Consider the following 16480-nt stretch of genomic DNA (forward strand, 5'->3'; position numbering starts at 1 on the left):
CTCAGTCCGTCAGCATCAGCCGAAATCTGCGACCGAAATTGCCCCGGCGCTGACGTTCTGAAGCTCTATGGCGGAATCCGCATTAGGTCCGTTGCTGCTCGAATAGAAGAGGTAGGTGTGGCTGCCGACCTGAACCGTGGCAACTTCTCCAGTGCCCGCATGGCTGTTGAACAAGAGTTGTGCTTGTGCGGCGGCATCTGTGAAGGTCGTCTGCGCGCCTGCGGTCAGGACCGACTGGACGACATATCCCACCTGAATGCGGTCGATGCCGTCCTGGAAATCGGTCACCACGTCGGGGGACGCACCGGCGAAGAGGGCCGCGCTACCTTCGAACCGGAAGATGTCGACGCCCGCGCCTCCCGTCAGGCGGTCAACGCCAAGATCGCCTGCGATGATGTCTTCGCCATCGCCGCCGTCGATGGTGTCATTACCCTGGCCACCCCTGAGAGAGTCATTGCCTCCCTCGCCCAAGATGCTGTCCGCGCCTCGGTTGCCGTTGACCGTATCGTTGCCATCGTCGAAGCCGCCGTAAATCTGATCGTCATCCGCGCCGCCATTGATCCGGTCCGACCCGCTTCCTCCATAGAGAGTGTCGTTGCCGGCATTGCCCTGGATGTAATCGGACCCGCTCTCGCCATCGATCAGATCTGCGCCGTCGTTTCCGCCATTTGCAGACTGACCGAACAGATGGTCGTTGCCTTCGCCGCCCGAAATCCCATCGTTGCCTTCGCCACCGACGACGTTGTCATGGCCAGCGCCTCCATACAACACATCGGCCCCCACGCCGCCCTCAAGCGTGTCGTTGCCGCCGAAACCATAAAGATGATCATGCCCGCCAAGGCCGCGAAGAATGTTCGCCGCGTCGTTGCCTGACATGAAATTGTTGATGCTGTCATTGCCCGTCAGGTCGATGGCGGCCGACCCCGAAGCGGTCAATCCTTCGAGCTCCGGGGTGTCGGCAAGCGACCATGACAGGCTCGCAATGACCATGTCCACGCCCCCGTCGGCTGCCTCGACGATCCGATCACCGATGTCGTCGACGTAATAGGAATCATTATCCTGTCCGCCAGACATGGTGTCGGCTCCTGCGCCGCCATCGAGCGTGTCGGCCCCTTGACCTCCAAAAAGCTCATTCTTTTGTGTATTGCCCGTGATCCTGTTGTTGTCGCTATTGCCGGTGCCGCTGACGGCGTTGCCCGTCAGGATCAGATGCTCCAGCTCGTTGCCCAGCGTGTAGTTGAAGCTCGCCATTACGGTGTCTGAAAAACCACCATTATATTGCTCTTCGATCACGTCCGACGAGCTATCGATTATGTACAGGTCGTCGCCGCTTCCTCCGATCAGGTGATCAACGCCGCTCCCGCCATCGAGCGTATCGTCGCCATAACTTCCGGTCAGCGTGTCAGCCCCGGCCATCCCGAGAAGGGAGCCAAATCCCGTAAGGGCGTTGTTCAGTTCGTTGCCGGTGATGGTGACTTGAGTATTGCCATTCCACTCGACCGTCTCCACCGCCATGCCGGCCGCGAGTGTCCACGAGACACTGGTGAAAACCGTATCACTGCCCCCGCCGCTCGCTTCGACGACGCGATCGGCAGAGTTATCGACATAATAGACGTCGTCTCCACCGCCGCCGGCCATGCTGTCAGCACCGTTGCCGCCGTCGATCGTATCGTTTGCCGCGCCACCATTGAGAGTGTCTGCGCCAGCCTGGCCGTTCAGGGCGACTGCGCTGCTGCCGGCGGTAATCCGGTCATCGCCACTACCGGCATCTATGGTCGTTGTGGCTGGTTGGGTGCCGACGGTGATCACATCGGAAAAGGCGGTCCCGGTGAGCAGTTCGAGTTGCTCGAAATTCCTGATGGTGCCGCCGCCGAATATAAAGGGGCCAGCGCCGACAATGCTGCCAAGATTGATCGTGGCCCCGGAGGTCATGCCGCCGAGCGACAGCCTCAACCGATCCTCGCCGTCCCCCCCGTCGAGATCGTCGCCATAGCCGCCCGACACAACATCCTGCCCGCCACCACCGGCCAATATGTCGCGCTCGGAGCCCATATCGGGTACTGCTTCGATCCCGTAATCGTCGGCGTCTCCGGAAAAAAGATATTCCCCCATGTCGCCGCCGGTAATCGTATCGGCGCCATTCCCGCCGACCAGCGCGACGTGGCTGAACGTCGCGGGCTGGTTGTACGGGTTGGTCATGGTAATCAGATCGTCGCCGTCGCCACCGTCAGCCCTGCGCGCATAAACATTGCTTTCCAGCTCGATGCGGTCGTTTCCACTGCCGCCATCGGCCTGGGCCTGGGTGAAAATAACGTCGTTGCCGCTGCCGCCATTTGCGGGCCCGGTTAATGCGTAAAGAGTGTCATTCCCGGCCCCGCCATCGAGCACAGGGCCATAGGCGGCCGGCCGGCCATCGAGGATGTCGTTGCCGTCCTCGCCGAACATCGCCTTGGTGTAGTAACCGGCAACGAGCCGGTCATTCCCCGCGCCGCCAAAGACGTGCCCATGCACACCCAACCCCGAGCCACGCGGTGGAAAGGCAGGGTTCAGGACTATCTCATCGTCGAAGCTGCTGCCCTGAACCCAGTGGACATGTTCGATGCTGCTGATCGTTCCCCCGGCTACGGTCTGGCTGGCCAGCGCGAAGTCCAGAGTCACGCCCGCGGCAGCGCTACGGAAGCTGATGTAGAGCCCATCGTCCCCAGCGCCGCCGTCTACGTCGTCGCCGACCCCGGCGAAAAACCGGTCGTCGCCGTTTCCGCCCCGCAGGACATCTCGGTCTGTACCGGTTTCGAGCATCGGCCGATCGCCGGAGGTCGCGAAGTCTGTGGTATCAGCGGAGAATAAAAGGTCGTTTCCGTCTCCGCCATCCAGCGTGTCGGCTCCCGCATTGCCGATCACCACGTCTATGTCGCCATTGCCGGCGAGGGAGTCATTGCCCCCGCCACCCGTGATGCTGTCGTAACCGTCGGTCCCGCTGAAGCTGTCCGCGCCGTTCGTTCCGGTGAAATTCGCCATTCGACACCTCTTGCGGGCGCGCTCGACGGACGCGGCCGATCCCTGCTTGCCCTCCGATAGGGCGATGTGTCGGTCCTATCTGCGGTAACCGGCCGTAGAAATTGCAACTGGCTCCATATTGGAGCGAAATCGGTGGCGTCATTCATCGGCGCGGCATCGGCCAGGCCCCATCGAGAGGCAGGGTGAGCTGCGTCACATCTATCGCGTTGTGAGCTCCGCCGTCAGCTTGGCATCCATCAGAATATTCAGCAGCAGCGAGAACAGCATGAGTGCTTGGAATGCCGTATCCCGGTCCGTGTCCGTGACGCCGTGCGCATGAGTGTTTCTAAAGAATGCGCGGAAGCCTTGGAAGAGCAACATAGCGCCTTGTTGCCAATTCCTGTTTGTCTCGCTGTCGAGGTCAGGAGGCAAAAGCAGCGTCGGCTCCTTGAGGCTGAACGCTTTGCCAATAGCCCCCATTTCGTCAGCCATCCCCGTACGCGCTTTGAAGCGGTCGGCGAGCAGAACTGAGCAGTTCAGCACGAGCGCATGATAATCCTGCTCTTCGGAATCGATCGTCGAGATCAACTTCCGTCTAAAGACCTCGTCGACGAGATTACGGATATCGAACTCTGCCGCGTGCTCGTCATCTGCCGCGAGCACCAATTGCTCCACTTTCTCGAGCAATGTCGGACCGTCGTGCATCGCGATGTTACGCAAGTCACCGGACTGACCACTCCGGATATGTCTTGCTAGGTTCGCCAACGCAGACGGTGGGAGATCCTCTGGCAGAAGCGCCTTGATGTTGTTCAACTCAAGGAGCAGCTTTTCCTTGGTGCCAGATTCGACCGCGTGATTTCCGGTTGCCAGGCTTTCAAAGTAGGCGTCCAGCGCGGTCCTCGACACCCGCCTTATAGCGCCTGACATTGCGACAAGCCACTTGGTCCGGTTAGCGGTTGGCATCAATCTCCCCAATTAACGGCCTGCCTCTTCCAGTGCCCTTTTGGTCAGTACGCGCACCGATGGGCCCTGCACTTAGCTTGACCGTGCGACCCATGCCAGCTTTCGACAGCCACGATCGGACACTGAACCGTGGCAGCTACGGCGCGAATTCACTAATCATTTTGAGCAATGAGTTCACCGTCAAGATGAACATCCTCCCATCACACCAACCGCAACCGCTCCGCCGTCTTCCCCAGCGCCAGCTTGTCCTCGCGGCCCAGCCCGAACCTCCCCGACAGCCATATCCCGCCGGCCAACATCAGCACGCCAACCCCGATCCGCACCAAATGGTGGAACGGCGTCAGGGCCTGCGAGAGGGCCAATATCCCCGTGCCGACCAGGATCGAGACGCCCGCCGTCCGCAGGAAAGGGGGGGCGAAGGGGTGGAGGCGGTCGTGGATCCAGAGCTGGGCCATGGGGGCCAGCACCGAGATGGCGATGCCGGTCGACACCGCGATCGCCATGCCGTCCATCCCGCCCTGCGGCAGCAGCAGCGCGCCGACGGCGAGGGCGGCGGCGAGGCCGATCGCGCTGCCGATCAGGGGATGGTGGTAGCGGCTGATCACCGACTGGATCGCGGCGGCCTGTCCGGCGACGGCCTCGATCAGGCGGGTGAAGGTGAGGAGGGCCAGCGCGAAGAAGGCGGGCTGGGCGGCCGAGCCGAACAGCGCCAGCAGCGCGCGGCCGCCGCCGGCGATGGTGCAGACGACCGGGGTCGCCACCGCAATCGTCAGGCGGGTGGCGAAGCCGTAAATCTCGAGGATGTGGCGGCGGTCATGCCGGGCGGCCTCCGAGGCGAGCGGGGCCATCACATAGGAAAAGGCCTGGCGGATCAGCTGGACGCCGCTCGCCAGTTTGCGCGCGATCGCGAACAGGCCGGCGGCGCTCGCCCCGCCCGCGCCGGGGATGATCGCGTTGAGGATCAGCGGCGGGGCATCGGCGAACAGGCGGCTGACGATATTGCTGGGCAGCACGGCCAGACCCGCGAGCAGGGTCCGCAGCGTCATTTCCGGGTCGCGTTGCCCGCTGCCCTTCACGACGAGGTCGAGCCGGTAATAGCGCGCGAGCAGCCGGGTCGAGAAGATGCAGGTCAGCGCCAGCGAGCAGAGATGCGCCATCAGCAGGCCCAGCGTGTCGGCGCCGAGCAGGCAGAAGGCAACGGCGGCGACCATCCGCATCACCTGTTCCCACATCACGCGCAGGCGGATTTCCGGCCCGAAGGCCTTCCGCGCGCGCAGGGCCGAGGTGGCGATCTCCAGATAGGCCCAGAGCGGCAGCGCCCAGGCGAACAGGGCGATGCCCGTCGCCAGCTTGTCGCGGTCCTTGGCGGCGACGTTCATCAACTCGGCGATGTGATGCGCGCCCAGGCTGGCGCCCAACGCGATCAGCAGGCAGGGGATCAGCCCCAGCAGCATCGCCTTGCGCAGCAGGCCCGCGCGTTCGGCATCATCCTTCGCCTGTGGCACGACGCGCTGCAATGCGCTGGTCATGCCCAGGTCGGCAAAATTCTCGACCAGGTTCACCGCCGACCACAGCACCATGTAGAGGCCATAGGTGGGCAGGCCGAACAGCCAGACATAGAGCGGCTGCGAAATGATCTCGACCACGCCGCCCGCGCGGGCGAGCAGGGCGGTGCCGGCGCCCTTGGCGACCTGGCGGGAGCCGGGGGGCAGATCGTCGGGCGCGGCGCTGGTGGACATTGCGGGCTTGTAGCGGTTCGCCAAGCCCGTTCAAGGCCGGGTTAACGGGGCTTTGCCGCCGTGCGGCAGGCCCATGCCGCACCCGCCCCAAGGGGAAGATGGCGGTATTCGGTCATATTTGTTTAGCTTTGGGCGTTGAGCCGCGCGGATCAATTCGCTATCGCGCAACCCAATCAAGGCAGGGGTTTCGAGTCATGGCTGAGTTCTCTCTCCCGAAGAACAGCAAGATCAAGAAGAGCGGCACCGTCCACAAGGCTGCCCCCGATGCCAAGGACGTCAAAGCGTTCAAGGTCTATCGCTACGATCCGGAGAGCGGCGAAAATCCGCGCTACGACACGTTCGAGATCGATCTGGACGAATGCGGCCCGATGGTGCTCGACGCGCTGATCAAGATGAAGAGCGAGCAGGATCCCTCGCTCACCTTCCGCCGCTCGTGCCGCGAAGGCATTTGCGGGTCCTGCTCGATGAACATCAACGGCAAGAACGGCCTGGCCTGCACGACCGCGATCGAGGATTGCAAGGGCGAGGTCCGCATCACCCCGCTGCCGCACATGGACGTGATCAAGGATCTCGTCCCCGACTTCACCCATTTCTATGCGCAGTACGCGTCGATCCAGCCCTGGCTGAAGACCGTCACGCCGAATCCGTCGGGCAAGGAGCGGCTGCAGTCGCCGGAAGACCGTGCGAAGCTCGACGGCCTCTATGAGTGCATCCTGTGCGCCTGCTGCTCGACGTCCTGCCCCAGCTACTGGTGGAACAGCGACAAGTTCCTGGGCCCGGCGATCCTGCTTCAGGCCTATCGCTGGCTGGCCGACAGCCGCGACGAGATGACCGGCGAGCGCCTCGACGAGCTCGAGGATCCGTTCCGTCTCTATCGCTGCCACACGATCATGAACTGCGCCAATGTCTGCCCCAAGGGCCTGAGCCCGGCCAAGGCGATCGGCGAGATCAAGAAGATGGTCGTCGAGCGCCAGCTCTGACGACGACGGACGGGATCGCCGCACGCTGATGGTGAACGAAACAAGCGCCTTCAGCGTCCGGCCGCATCCCGAACTGGACGGGTGGCATCTGTGGCGCAGCCATGATGCTGTCCGCTTTAACACATTGCTGGGCGAGCTCGCCGTGCGCTGCGAAGGCGAAGGGCGGGTCCGCCTGCGCATGCAGCCGCAGCAGCAGCTGTCGAACATGATCGGCGGGCTGCATGGCGGGGCGCTGCTGACCTTCATTGACGTCGCCCTGTTCGTCGGGCCGCTCGCCTGCGGCGACGACAAGGCGCTGGGCGGGGTAACGATCGATCTGTCGACCCAGTTCGCAGGCGGCGCAGACCTGATCCGCCCGATCGAGCTGCTGCTCGAAACGGTGCGCGAGACCGGCCGGATGAAGTTTCTGCGCGGGGTCGTCGAACAGGGCGATGACATGATCGCCAGCTTCATCGCCACGGTGCGCAAGGCGCGATGAGCTCGGTTCTTGCGCGCTATGAGGAGATGCTGGCGGCGGGCGAACTGCGCGCCGACCCCGACCAGCGCGCGACGATCGTCCGGCTCGATGCGCTCGCCCAGGCGCTGGAGGAACGGCCGAGCAAAGGTAGCGTGCTTTGGCGGATGCTGCGCAAGGCGCCGGCGCCGGTGCGCGGCCTCTACATGTGGGGCGGGGTCGGGCGCGGCAAGTCTATGATGATGGACCTGTTTTTCGACTGCGTCCGGGTCGACTCCAAGCGCCGCGTCCATTTCCACGAGTTCATGCTCGAGGTGCATGATCGGCTGCGGGTCGAGCGCGCGAAGGAGAAGGGCGACCCGATCCCGCCGGTGGTCGAAGCGATCGCCGCCGAGGCGAAGCTGCTCGCCTTCGACGAGATGGTCGTCAACAACATGGCCGACGCGGCGATCCTCAGCCGGCTGTTCACCGGTCTGATCGTCGATGCGGGCGTCACCGTGGTCACGACCTCGAACCGCCCCCCGGTCGACCTCTACAAGGACGGGCTCAACCGGCAGCTGTTCCTGCCCTTCATCGACCTGATCCAGGAGCGGCTCGACATATTGCCGCTCAACGGGCCGACCGACTATCGGCTCGAACGGCTGGGCGGCTTTCCGGTCTGGTATGCGCCGATCGGGCCGGAATCGACCAGGGCGGTGTCCGACGCCTTCTTCCGCCTGACCGACTATCCGCCCGAGGACAAGGCGCACGTCCCGACCGCCGACATCGCCGTCCATGGCGGGCGGACGCTGCATGTGCCGAAGAGCCTGAAGGGCGTCGCCGTCTTCTCGTTCAAGCGGCTCTGCGCCGAAGCGCGCGGGGCCGCCGACTATCTGGCGATCGCGCGCAATTATCATACGGTGATCATCGTCGGCATCCCGCTGATGACCCCGGAGAACCGCAATGAGGCGGCGCGCTTCAAGGTGCTGATCGACGCGCTGTACGAGCATAAGGTGAAGCTGCTCGCGACTGCGGCGGCCGAGCCGGACTCGCTCTATCCCGACGGCGACGGCGCCTTCGAGTTCGAGCGGACCGTCTCGCGGCTGATGGAGATGCAGAGCGAGGACTATCTCGCCGCCGGCCACGGCCTCGACGAGCAGGCCGGCGCTTAGCGTCCGACGAAGACGAAGGGTGCCCAGTTGACCGGCTGGTCGGCGCCCTCGAACGGCTTGCCGTCTATCATCCGCAACATCGCCTTGCGCAGCGCGGCGGCTGGGTCGGCGCCCCGTCCGTAACGCCTGACGGTCTCGACCGACAGATAGGCCGCCGCATCGTCGCGGACCGCCCAGTGCGAGGCGAGCAGGTTGCGTCCGCCGGCATAGAGAAAGGCGCGCGCAATCCCGGCGAGGCCGCTGTCGTCGCTGCCGCCGCCCGCCGCCGTGTTGCACGCCGACAGGATCACCCAGTCGGCGGCGATGCGCAGGCGCATGATCTCGCTCGCGGTCAGCAGCCCGTCGTCGGGCGCGGCTGGTGTCATCACCAGTGCGGGTTCGTCGAGCCCGTCGAGATCGCCGGCCATCAGTCCATGGGTGGCGAAGGCGAGCACGCTGGCGCGGGTCAGGTCGGCCCCGCGAACCGCCGCCTCGGTGGCGAGCGGCCCGGTCAGGATCGCCTGTTCCGGCGCGGCGAGCGCTTGCGCGACCCGGCGCAATTCGGGTTCGGTCGCCGGCAGCGAGGGCAGGTCGCGCACCCGGCGCGCCATATCGGCCGAGCGGAAGGCCAAGGCGGTCCCGCTGGGCGCCAGATCGGGCGCCCCGATCGCGACGAAGCCGCGCAGTTCGCGCGGGCCTCTGGCCGGTCGCGACGACGCCAGGCTCTGCACCGAGGGCAGCGTGACCAGCACATGATCGCGGATCAGCCAGCGGGTGCGCTTCGGCGAGGGGGCATCCTCGCGCGGCGCGAGCAGCGCGAAGGGCAGGGTGGTCAGGCTGGCGTTGCTGGCGATCAGCAGGCGGGGCTTGCCGGCGACGACCTTCCGGATCGCCGGGGGAAGCAGCAAGTCGTGGAGACGCGCGGACGCGTCGAAGTCGAAGCTCGTGTTCGGTCGACTGTCGGCCAGCGCCGCCCGGGTCAGCGCCGCTTGTGGAGACGAGGATCGAACCGCCGCAGCAGGGCCGCCCAATCCGGCGCGCAGGCGGGCCACGAGGCCGGCGATCTCTTGCGAGGTTGCGGGAGATGTCGTCATCGCCACATCGTCGCTGCTGATTGCGAGCAGGGTCAGCCCGCGTTCGCCCGCCGCTGCGAGCAGCAACGCCTCGTCCCGTTGCAGAGCCCCGCGCGCCTGCTCAAGCGCAAGCGCTGTCGCGCTGGTGGACGTTGCGAGCTCCGGGGCCTGGGCCGCGAGCGCTGCGCTGCTCTGCGCCAGCCTTGCGGCAGCCACCTTGCGCTGAAGCGCCACCTCCTCGATCGGGGCCTTGTCGGCGCCCCGCCCGGCGAGCCGGAGCTGACGGTCGAGCAGCGCCTCCAATTCGATCGCGGCATCCTGGCGCTGGCGCAGCAATTCGCCCATGCGCGGGTCGCCCGCCGCCGACCGGGCCATCTCGTCGCGCACCGCGCCCCCCGCCGAACTGTCGAGAAGCCGCTGGGCGAAGCGAAAAGCCAGCCCCTCGTCGCCTGCCGCCACTGCCGCGTCGAGCGCCCAGCCATAGGCCGCACGGATCTCGATCTCGAGTCCCGAACGCCGCGCGCCGGTCGCGCGCAGGCGGGCTAGCCGTTCGTCGAGCATCTGCCCAGCCGCCTCGACCCGGCGCAGCCCGCCCGCACGGTCGCCACTGCGTATCTCGATCGTCGCGAGCCGCGCCTCTCCCGTCAGCGTCGCGATATCGTCGGCAGGGAAGGTCGCGCCGCGCAGCTGTTGCGCCTCGCGCTGGACGCTCGCTGCCGCTGCCATCTCTCCTTGCCGGAAGAACAGGGTCGCCAGCCGGTCGCGGCCGGTAATCCGGTCGCGGTGGAAGGGAGGCAACTTGGCATCGCGCGCGGCGACCACCTCTTGCTGGATCCCGATCGCCGCCCGCACGTCGCCCGACGCGGCGACCGCATCGGCCTCGCCCTCACGCGCGACCAGGGTCCGCTGGGCATCGGGGCCCAGCGCCTTGGTCAGGATGCCGCTCGCCTGCCGGGCCAGTTCGATCGCTTCCCGTGTCTTGCCCTGGGCCGTCAGTGCCTGCGAGACCATCGCCATATAGCTGACCGCCTGCTGGCTCTGCCCGAAGCGGGCAACGGCAATGTCCACCGCCTTGCGCGCGACCTCCTCGGCTTCGGCGGGCCGGCCTAGGGTCAGCAGGATGCGGGCGAGCGTATTGAGGTTGATCGCGAGAAAGGGGTGGCCTGCCGGGAGGATCGCTTCGAGCGTCTCCTGGGTGATGCGCGCCTGCTCGACGGCCTCTTCGAGGCGCCCCGACTGGAGAAGATAAGTGGGCAGGTTGGAGAAGCGCGGCGCCGCGTTGACGGGAATCTTCGCGTGGCGCCGGTCTTCGGCATTGGCCCTGCGGACCAGGTCGATCGCCTTGTCGAAATTGCCGAATTCGAACTCGGCATTGGCCAGGTTGGAATAAGCGGCGGCGACATTGCTGCTAGGCTCACCACCGCTCGTCGCGATGCGCCACTCCAGCACTTCGGCGGCCAGCTTGCGCGCCTTGTCATGCTCGCTGAGCGTCATCAGGATGACGACCTGCCCATTGGCGATCTCCATCCGCCGGTCGCGATAGGCCGGGCCCGCTGCGTCCAGCAGCCGCCCCAGGCGCTCGGTGCGGGCGAGGGCGCCCCTGATGTCGCCCTGCAGATAATCGGCCGTGACCAGTTCGCCCTCGATCCAGGCCAGTTCGGGGTGGCCGGGCGGGTAGAGCGTGGCTCCATAGGCCAGGACCTCTTCCCAAGCCTTGCGATAAGCCGCCGGATTTGCCCCCTCGTCGAGGTCGTCGGCCGCCTTCTTCATGCGCTCGAGCTTGGCCTTTTGCGCGACGGTCGGACTGACGAAGACAGGCGCGGCGGCTTCGGTCGGTCTCCCAGCCTGCCCGAAACAAAGAATCGACATCGTTGCAGCCGCCGTCAGCAGCCCGTGCTTGCGCATCGTCCACTCCCCCGTTCCCCAAGGGATATCTACTTCAATTCGCTGGATGAGTCTCCCCGCTATGCCATCCTCACAGCCGCGCCGCGAAGGCGAGTGCGGGGCTGGCAGCGATCGTGGAAGCGGCGCCCGGGCAAGGGGCGGAGCGGAGCGCCCAAACTCAGCTTTGCCGCTTCCCCAAAAAACTTGCCCGCCATGCCCATGCAATAGTTGCCCCTTCGGGATCACGGAGCTAAGCGGGCGTCGCACTTCGGGCGTCCGCGTGCGCGTGGCCGCCTCCCTAAGCGATCTTCATGTCGGAGGAGTCGGATGGCTCGTACTAAAATTGCGTTGATCGGTGCTGGCAATATCGGCGGTACGCTGGCCCACCTCGCCGCTTCCAAGGAACTCGGCGACGTCGTTCTGTTCGACGTGGTCGAAGGCGTTCCCCAGGGCAAGGCACTCGATCTGTCGCAGTGCGCCCCGGTCGAAGGCTTCGATGCGAAGCTCAAGGGCACCAACGACTATGCCGACATCGCCGGCGCCGACGTCATCATCGTCACCGCCGGTGTCGCCCGCAAGCCGGGCATGAGCCGCGACGACCTGCTCGGCATCAACCTGAAGGTCATGAAGGCCGTCGGTGAAGGCATCAAGGCCAACGCACCCGACGCTTTCGTCATCTGCATCACCAACCCGCTCGACGCGATGGTGTGGGCGCTGCGCGAATTCTCCGGCCTGCCGCACAACAAGGTCGTCGGCATGGCCGGCGTGCTCGACTCGGCGCGCTTCGCGCATTTCCTCGCCGAAGAGTTCGACGTCTCGGTCCAGGACGTCACGACCTTCGTGCTCGGCGGCCATGGCGACACGATGGTTCCGGTCGTCGAATATTCGACCGTCGCCGGCATCCCGATCCCCGACCTCATCAAGATGGGTTGGTCGACCAAGGAGCGCATCGACGCGATCGTCCAGCGCACCCGCAGCGGCGGTGGTGAGATCGTCGCCCTGCTGAAGACCGGTTCGGCTTTCTATGCGCCCGCCACCTCGGCGATCGCGATGGCCGAGAGCTATCTGAAGGACAAGAAGCGCGTCCTGCCGTGCGCCGCCTATCTCACCGGCCAATATGGCGTCGACGATCTCTATGTCGGCGTGCCGGTCATCATCGGCGCGAATGGCGTCGAGAAGATCGTCGAGATCGATCTGTCGGACGAGGCGAAGGCCAATCTGCAGGTCTCGGTCGACGCGGTGAAGGAACTGCTGGTCGCCTGCAAGGGCATCGACAGCTCGCTCGCCTAATCGATTTCAGGGACACGCCTCCCCAAGGCATAAGGAAGGTTCGACAGGCACATGAGTATCCTGGTCAACAAGAACACCAAGGTCATTACGCAGGGCATGACCGGCAACACCGGCACGTTCCACACCGAACAGGCGCTGGCCTATGGTACGCAGATGGTCGGCGGCGTGACGCCGGGCAAGGGCGGCACCACCCATATCGGCCTGCCGAACTTCGACACCGTGCATGAAGCGGTCGCGGCGACCGGCGCCGATGCCAGCGTCATCTACGTGCCGCCGCCCTTCGCGGCCGACTCGATCCTGGAAGCGATCGATGCGGAAGTTCCGCTGATCGTCTGCATCACCGAGGGCATTCCCGTGATCGACATGATCCGGGTGAAGCGTGCCCTGCAGGGTTCCAAGTCGCGTCTGATCGGCCCGAACTGCCCCGGCGTCCTGACCCCGGAAGAGTGCAAGATTGGCATCATGCCGGGCTCGATCTTCAAGAAGGGCTCCGTCGGCGTCGTGTCGCGCTCGGGTACGCTGACTTATGAGGCGGTGTTCCAGACCTCGGCGATCGGCCTTGGCCAGACGACCGCGGTCGGCATCGGCGGTGACCCCGTCAACGGCACCAATTTCATCGACGTCCTGGAGCTCTTCCTGGCCGACGACGAAACCAAGTCGATCATCATGATCGGCGAAATCGGCGGTTCCGCCGAAGAAGAAGCCGCGCAGTTCCTGCGCGACGAGGCCAAGCGCGGCCGTAAGAAGCCGATGGCCGGCTTCATCGCGGGCCGTACCGCGCCTCCGGGCCGTCGCATGGGCCATGCCGGTGCGATCGTCTCGGGCGGCCAGGGCGGCGCCGAGGACAAGATCGCGGCCATGGAAGCGGCCGGGATCAAGGTCGCGGCCAGCCCGTCCGAACTGGGCACGACCCTGGCGGAAGTGCTCAAGGGCTAATATAGGACTGCCCCCGCCTTCGGGCGGGGGAGGCGTTTCACGCCTCGTTCATTTAACGACAGTATCAACCCACATTGCTGTGCTTCGGGCCTAAGTCCCGGGGTGGGTGCAGACAAGGATGGTGAGATGGGTATCGAAGGCGTCGGGTTCGACGGACCGGAGGGAGTCAGTGCTTCCTTCGTAGAATCGCTCTATCGGCAGTATCGCGCCGACAAGGCAAGTGTGCAGCCTGACTGGCAGGCTTATTTCGCGACTGTGGAAGCCGATGTTTCGGGCCCCAGCTGGGCCCGGTCCAACTGGCCGCCGTCGACGACCGACGCGCTGACCGCCGCGCTCGATCCGACCCAGATGACCGTGCCGCCGAAGCCCGCCAAGGGCGCGCCGGCTCCGGTCGCCGTGCCGGCGTCGTCGGGCCTCAGCCAGGCCGAGATCGAGCAGCGTGCGCTCGATTCGATCCGCGCCATCATGCTGATCCGCACCTATCGCGTGCGCGGCCATCTGCTCGCCAATCTCGATCCGCTCGGCCTGTCGCAACGCGAGGAGACCGAGGATCTGAGCCCGGCCTGGCACGGCTTCACCGAAGCCGACATGGACCGTGAGGTCTACATCGCCGGCTTCCTGGGGCTCGAACGCGCGACCGTCCGCGAGATCCTCGCGACCCTCCGCAAGAATTACTGCGGCAATGTCGGCATCGAATATATGCACATCAGCGACGTCGAAGAGCGTCGCTTCCTGCAGGCCCGCATCGAGGGCAAGGACGCCGAGATCAGCTTCACGCCCGAAGGCAAGAAGGCGATCCTCAACAAGGTGATCCACGCCGAACAGTGGGAGAAGTTCCTCGGCCGCAAATATGTCGGCACGAAGCGCTTCGGTCTCGACGGCGGCGAATCGATGATCCCCGCGCTCGAAGCGGTGATCAAATATGCCGGCGCCTATGGCGTGAACGAGGTCGTGATCGGCATGGCCCATCGCGGCCGCCTGAACGTGCTCTCCAACGTCATGGAGAAGCCTTATCGCGCGATCTTCAACGAGTTCGCCGGTGGCTCCTCCAACCCGGCGGACGTCGGTGGCTCCGGCGACGTCAAATATCACCTCGGCACCTCCACCGACCGCGAGTTCGACGGCAACAAGGTTCACCTGAGCCTGGCGCCGAACCCGTCGCACCTCGAGTGCGTCAATCCGGTCGTGCTCGGCAAGGCGCGCGCCAAGCAGACCAAGGTCGACGATCTGGAGCGTTCGCGCGTCCTGCCGATCCTGCTGCATGGCGACGCAGCCTTTGCGGGACAGGGCATCATCATGGAGTGCTTCGGCTTCTCCGGCCTGCGCGGCTACAACACCGGCGGCACGATCCATTTCGTGATCAACAACCAGGTGGGCTTCACCACCTCGCCGCAGTTCGCGCGCTCGTCGCCCTATCCCTCGGACATCGCCAAGATGGTCCAGGCGCCGATCCTGCACGTCAATGGCGACGATCCCGAAGCCGTGACCTGGGCCTGCAAGGTCGCGACCGAGTTCCGCCAGACCTTCAAGCGCGACGTCGTCATCGACATGTGGTGCTATCGCCGCTTCGGCCACAATGAAGGCGACGAGCCGGGCTTCACCCAGCCGCTGATGTACGAAGAGATCCGCAAGCATCCGCCAGTCAGCTCGCTCTACAGCGCGCGCCTGGTTGAGGAAGGCGTGATCGACGCGGACTGGACCCCGCAGACCGAGGCCGAGTTCGTCGCGCAGCTCGAAGCCGAGTTCGAAGCGGGCAAGTCCTATAAGGTTAACAAGGCCGACTGGTTCGAAGGCGACTGGACCGGCTTCGCGGAACCGCGCGAGGCGATCACCGAGCGCCGTGCTGCGGTTACCGGCATCAGCGCCGACATGATCGGCGATCTCGGCAAGCAATTGACCACAGTTCCCGAAGGCCTGTCGATCCACAAGACGCTCTCGCGCATCCTCGACGCCAAGAAGGAGATGTTCGAGTCCGGCAAGGGCTTCGACTGGGCGACCGCCGAGGCGCTGGCTTTCGGTTCGCTTCTGCAAGATGGCTATGCCGTGCGACTGTCGGGCCAGGATTCGGGTCGCGGTACGTTCAGCCACCGCCACGCGGTCTGGGTCGACCAGAAGGACGGTCACAAGTACATCCCGCTCTCGGCGATGGACCGCCGTTTCCAGGTGCTCGACAGTCCGCTGTCCGAGTTCGGCGTGCTGGGCTTCGAATATGGTTATGCATCGGCGGCGCCGAACACGCTGGTCATGTGGGAAGCGCAGTTCGGCGACTTCGCCAATGGCGCACAGGTCATCATCGATCAGTTCATCTCGTCCGGCGAGGCGAAGTGGCTGCGCGTGAACGGCCTCGTGATGCTGCTGCCGCATGGTTATGAAGGGCAGGGGCCGGAGCACAGCTCCGCACGTCTCGAGCGCTATCTGCAGCTGTGCGCTGAAGACAATATGCAGGTCGCCAACTGCACCACGCCGGCCAATTATTTTCACATCCTGCGCCGGCAGATGGTCCGCAAGTTCCGCAAGCCGCTGATCATCATGACGCCCAAGTCGCTGCTCCGCCACAAGTCGGCAGTGTCGACGGCTGAGGAAATGATGGGCGAGAGCCGCTTCCAGCGCGTCCTGCGCGACACCAACCCGCCGGCGGATGCCGACGTGCGTCGGGTCGTGCTGGTGTCGGGCAAGCTCTATTATGAGCTGGCCGAGGCGCGCGATGCAGCGGGCGACAAGAATACGATGATCCTGCGCCTCGAGCAGCTCTATCCGTTCCCGGCGGATGCGCTGATCAGCTTCTTCAGCCGGATGCCCAACCTCGAAACCGTGGTGTGGGCACAGGAAGAGCCGAAGAACCAGGGCGCCTGGACCTTCGTCGAGCATTATATCGAGAAGGTTCTCATCGAAAATGGGGGCGTACCGAAGCGTCCCGTCTATGCGGGCCGCAAGGCTGCCGCTGCGACGGCGACCGGCCTCGCCCGCAACCATGCCGTCCAGCAGGCGGCACTGATCGCCGACGCGCTCGGCCACGAATCGAAGGGTAAGTAAG

General features: G+C 65.1%; 10 protein-coding genes. 6 read left to right on the forward strand and 4 right to left on the reverse strand.

Annotated elements, in window-relative coordinates; translation table 11 throughout:
• Positions 1 to 15: 15 nt before the first annotated feature.
• The 3 genes from G6P88_RS18575 to G6P88_RS18585 all read right to left on the reverse strand — a co-directional run bounded on the left by G6P88_RS18575 (position 16) and on the right by G6P88_RS18585 (position 5699).
• The gene (locus G6P88_RS18575; RefSeq protein ID WP_165324517.1) at positions 16 to 3018 is read right to left on the reverse strand and encodes a calcium-binding protein; all 3003 of its coding nucleotides are present in this window, start codon (positions 3016 to 3018) and stop codon (positions 16 to 18) included.
• A gap of 198 nt (positions 3019 to 3216) precedes the next feature.
• On the reverse strand, positions 3217 to 3903 hold the full coding sequence (locus G6P88_RS18580; RefSeq protein WP_165324518.1) for a TIGR02391 family protein: 687 nt from the start codon (positions 3901 to 3903) through the stop codon (positions 3217 to 3219).
• A gap of 257 nt (positions 3904 to 4160) precedes the next feature.
• Complete coding sequence (locus tag G6P88_RS18585) at positions 4161 to 5699, reverse strand: lipopolysaccharide biosynthesis protein (RefSeq protein WP_165324519.1); 1539 nt, start codon at positions 5697 to 5699, stop codon at positions 4161 to 4163.
• Positions 5700 to 5893: 194 nt separating this feature from the next.
• Between G6P88_RS18585 and G6P88_RS18590 the strand changes: the two genes are divergently transcribed.
• From G6P88_RS18590 to zapE, 3 genes are read left to right on the forward strand one after another with little or no spacing between them, the layout of a single operon-like run.
• The gene (locus G6P88_RS18590; RefSeq protein ID WP_165324520.1) at positions 5894 to 6679 is read left to right on the forward strand and encodes a succinate dehydrogenase iron-sulfur subunit; all 786 of its coding nucleotides are present in this window, start codon (positions 5894 to 5896) and stop codon (positions 6677 to 6679) included.
• A 28-nt stretch (positions 6680 to 6707) separates the two neighbouring features.
• A complete protein-coding gene (locus tag G6P88_RS18595; protein ID WP_226946639.1) occupies positions 6708 to 7157 on the forward strand; it encodes a PaaI family thioesterase in 450 nt (149 codons plus the stop codon).
• Positions 7154 to 8284 carry a cell division protein ZapE gene (gene zapE / locus G6P88_RS18600; protein ID WP_165324521.1) on the forward strand — a complete coding sequence of 377 codons (1131 nt, stop codon included), beginning with the start codon at positions 7154 to 7156 and terminating at the stop codon, positions 8282 to 8284. The genes G6P88_RS18595 and zapE overlap by 4 nt, the downstream gene beginning before the upstream one ends.
• Here zapE and G6P88_RS18605 read toward each other — a convergent pair.
• Positions 8281 to 11241 (reverse strand): CHAT domain-containing tetratricopeptide repeat protein, encoded by a 2961-nt coding sequence (locus tag G6P88_RS18605; protein ID WP_165324522.1) that lies wholly within the window; start codon positions 11239 to 11241, stop codon positions 8281 to 8283. The genes zapE and G6P88_RS18605 overlap by 4 nt on opposite strands.
• A 306-nt stretch (positions 11242 to 11547) precedes the next feature.
• Here G6P88_RS18605 and mdh point away from each other — a divergent pair, with 306 nt between their 5' ends.
• The 3 genes from mdh (at position 11548) to G6P88_RS18620 (ending at position 16479) form a co-directional block, all read left to right on the forward strand.
• Positions 11548 to 12510, forward strand: a complete 963-nt coding sequence (gene mdh, locus G6P88_RS18610) for a malate dehydrogenase (RefSeq protein ID WP_165324523.1) — start codon at positions 11548 to 11550, stop codon at positions 12508 to 12510.
• A 51-nt stretch (positions 12511 to 12561) separates the two neighbouring features.
• On the forward strand, positions 12562 to 13446 hold the full coding sequence (gene sucD, locus G6P88_RS18615) for a succinate--CoA ligase subunit alpha (RefSeq protein WP_165324524.1): 885 nt from the start codon (positions 12562 to 12564) through the stop codon (positions 13444 to 13446).
• A 126-nt stretch (positions 13447 to 13572) separates the two neighbouring features.
• The gene (locus G6P88_RS18620) at positions 13573 to 16479 is read left to right on the forward strand and encodes a 2-oxoglutarate dehydrogenase E1 component (protein WP_165324525.1); all 2907 of its coding nucleotides are present in this window, start codon (positions 13573 to 13575) and stop codon (positions 16477 to 16479) included.
• Position 16480 lies beyond the last annotated feature (1 nt).

The sequence above is a fragment of the Rhizorhabdus phycosphaerae genome, from assembly GCF_011044255.1.
Classification (GTDB): domain Bacteria; phylum Pseudomonadota; class Alphaproteobacteria; order Sphingomonadales; family Sphingomonadaceae; genus Rhizorhabdus; species Rhizorhabdus phycosphaerae.

What these genes read in the sequence shown, in the direction of transcription:
- G6P88_RS18595 (WP_226946639.1), top strand. Translation starts at nt 6,708, where the DNA reads ATGGTGAACGAAACAAGCGCCTTCAGCGTCCGGCCGCATCCCGAACTG.
- G6P88_RS18605 (WP_165324522.1), bottom strand. Translation starts at nt 11,241, where the DNA reads ATGCGCAAGCACGGGCTGCTGACGGCGGCTGCAACGATGTCGATTCTT.
- G6P88_RS18620 (WP_165324525.1), top strand. Translation starts at nt 13,573, where the DNA reads ATGGGTATCGAAGGCGTCGGGTTCGACGGACCGGAGGGAGTCAGTGCT.
- mdh (WP_165324523.1), top strand. Translation starts at nt 11,548, where the DNA reads ATGGCTCGTACTAAAATTGCGTTGATCGGTGCTGGCAATATCGGCGGT.
- G6P88_RS18585 (WP_165324519.1), bottom strand. Translation starts at nt 5,699, where the DNA reads ATGTCCACCAGCGCCGCGCCCGACGATCTGCCCCCCGGCTCCCGCCAG.
- G6P88_RS18590 (WP_165324520.1), top strand. Translation starts at nt 5,894, where the DNA reads ATGGCTGAGTTCTCTCTCCCGAAGAACAGCAAGATCAAGAAGAGCGGC.
- sucD (WP_165324524.1), top strand. Translation starts at nt 12,562, where the DNA reads ATGAGTATCCTGGTCAACAAGAACACCAAGGTCATTACGCAGGGCATG.
- zapE (WP_165324521.1), top strand. Translation starts at nt 7,154, where the DNA reads ATGAGCTCGGTTCTTGCGCGCTATGAGGAGATGCTGGCGGCGGGCGAA.
- G6P88_RS18575 (WP_165324517.1), bottom strand. Translation starts at nt 3,018, where the DNA reads ATGGCGAATTTCACCGGAACGAACGGCGCGGACAGCTTCAGCGGGACC.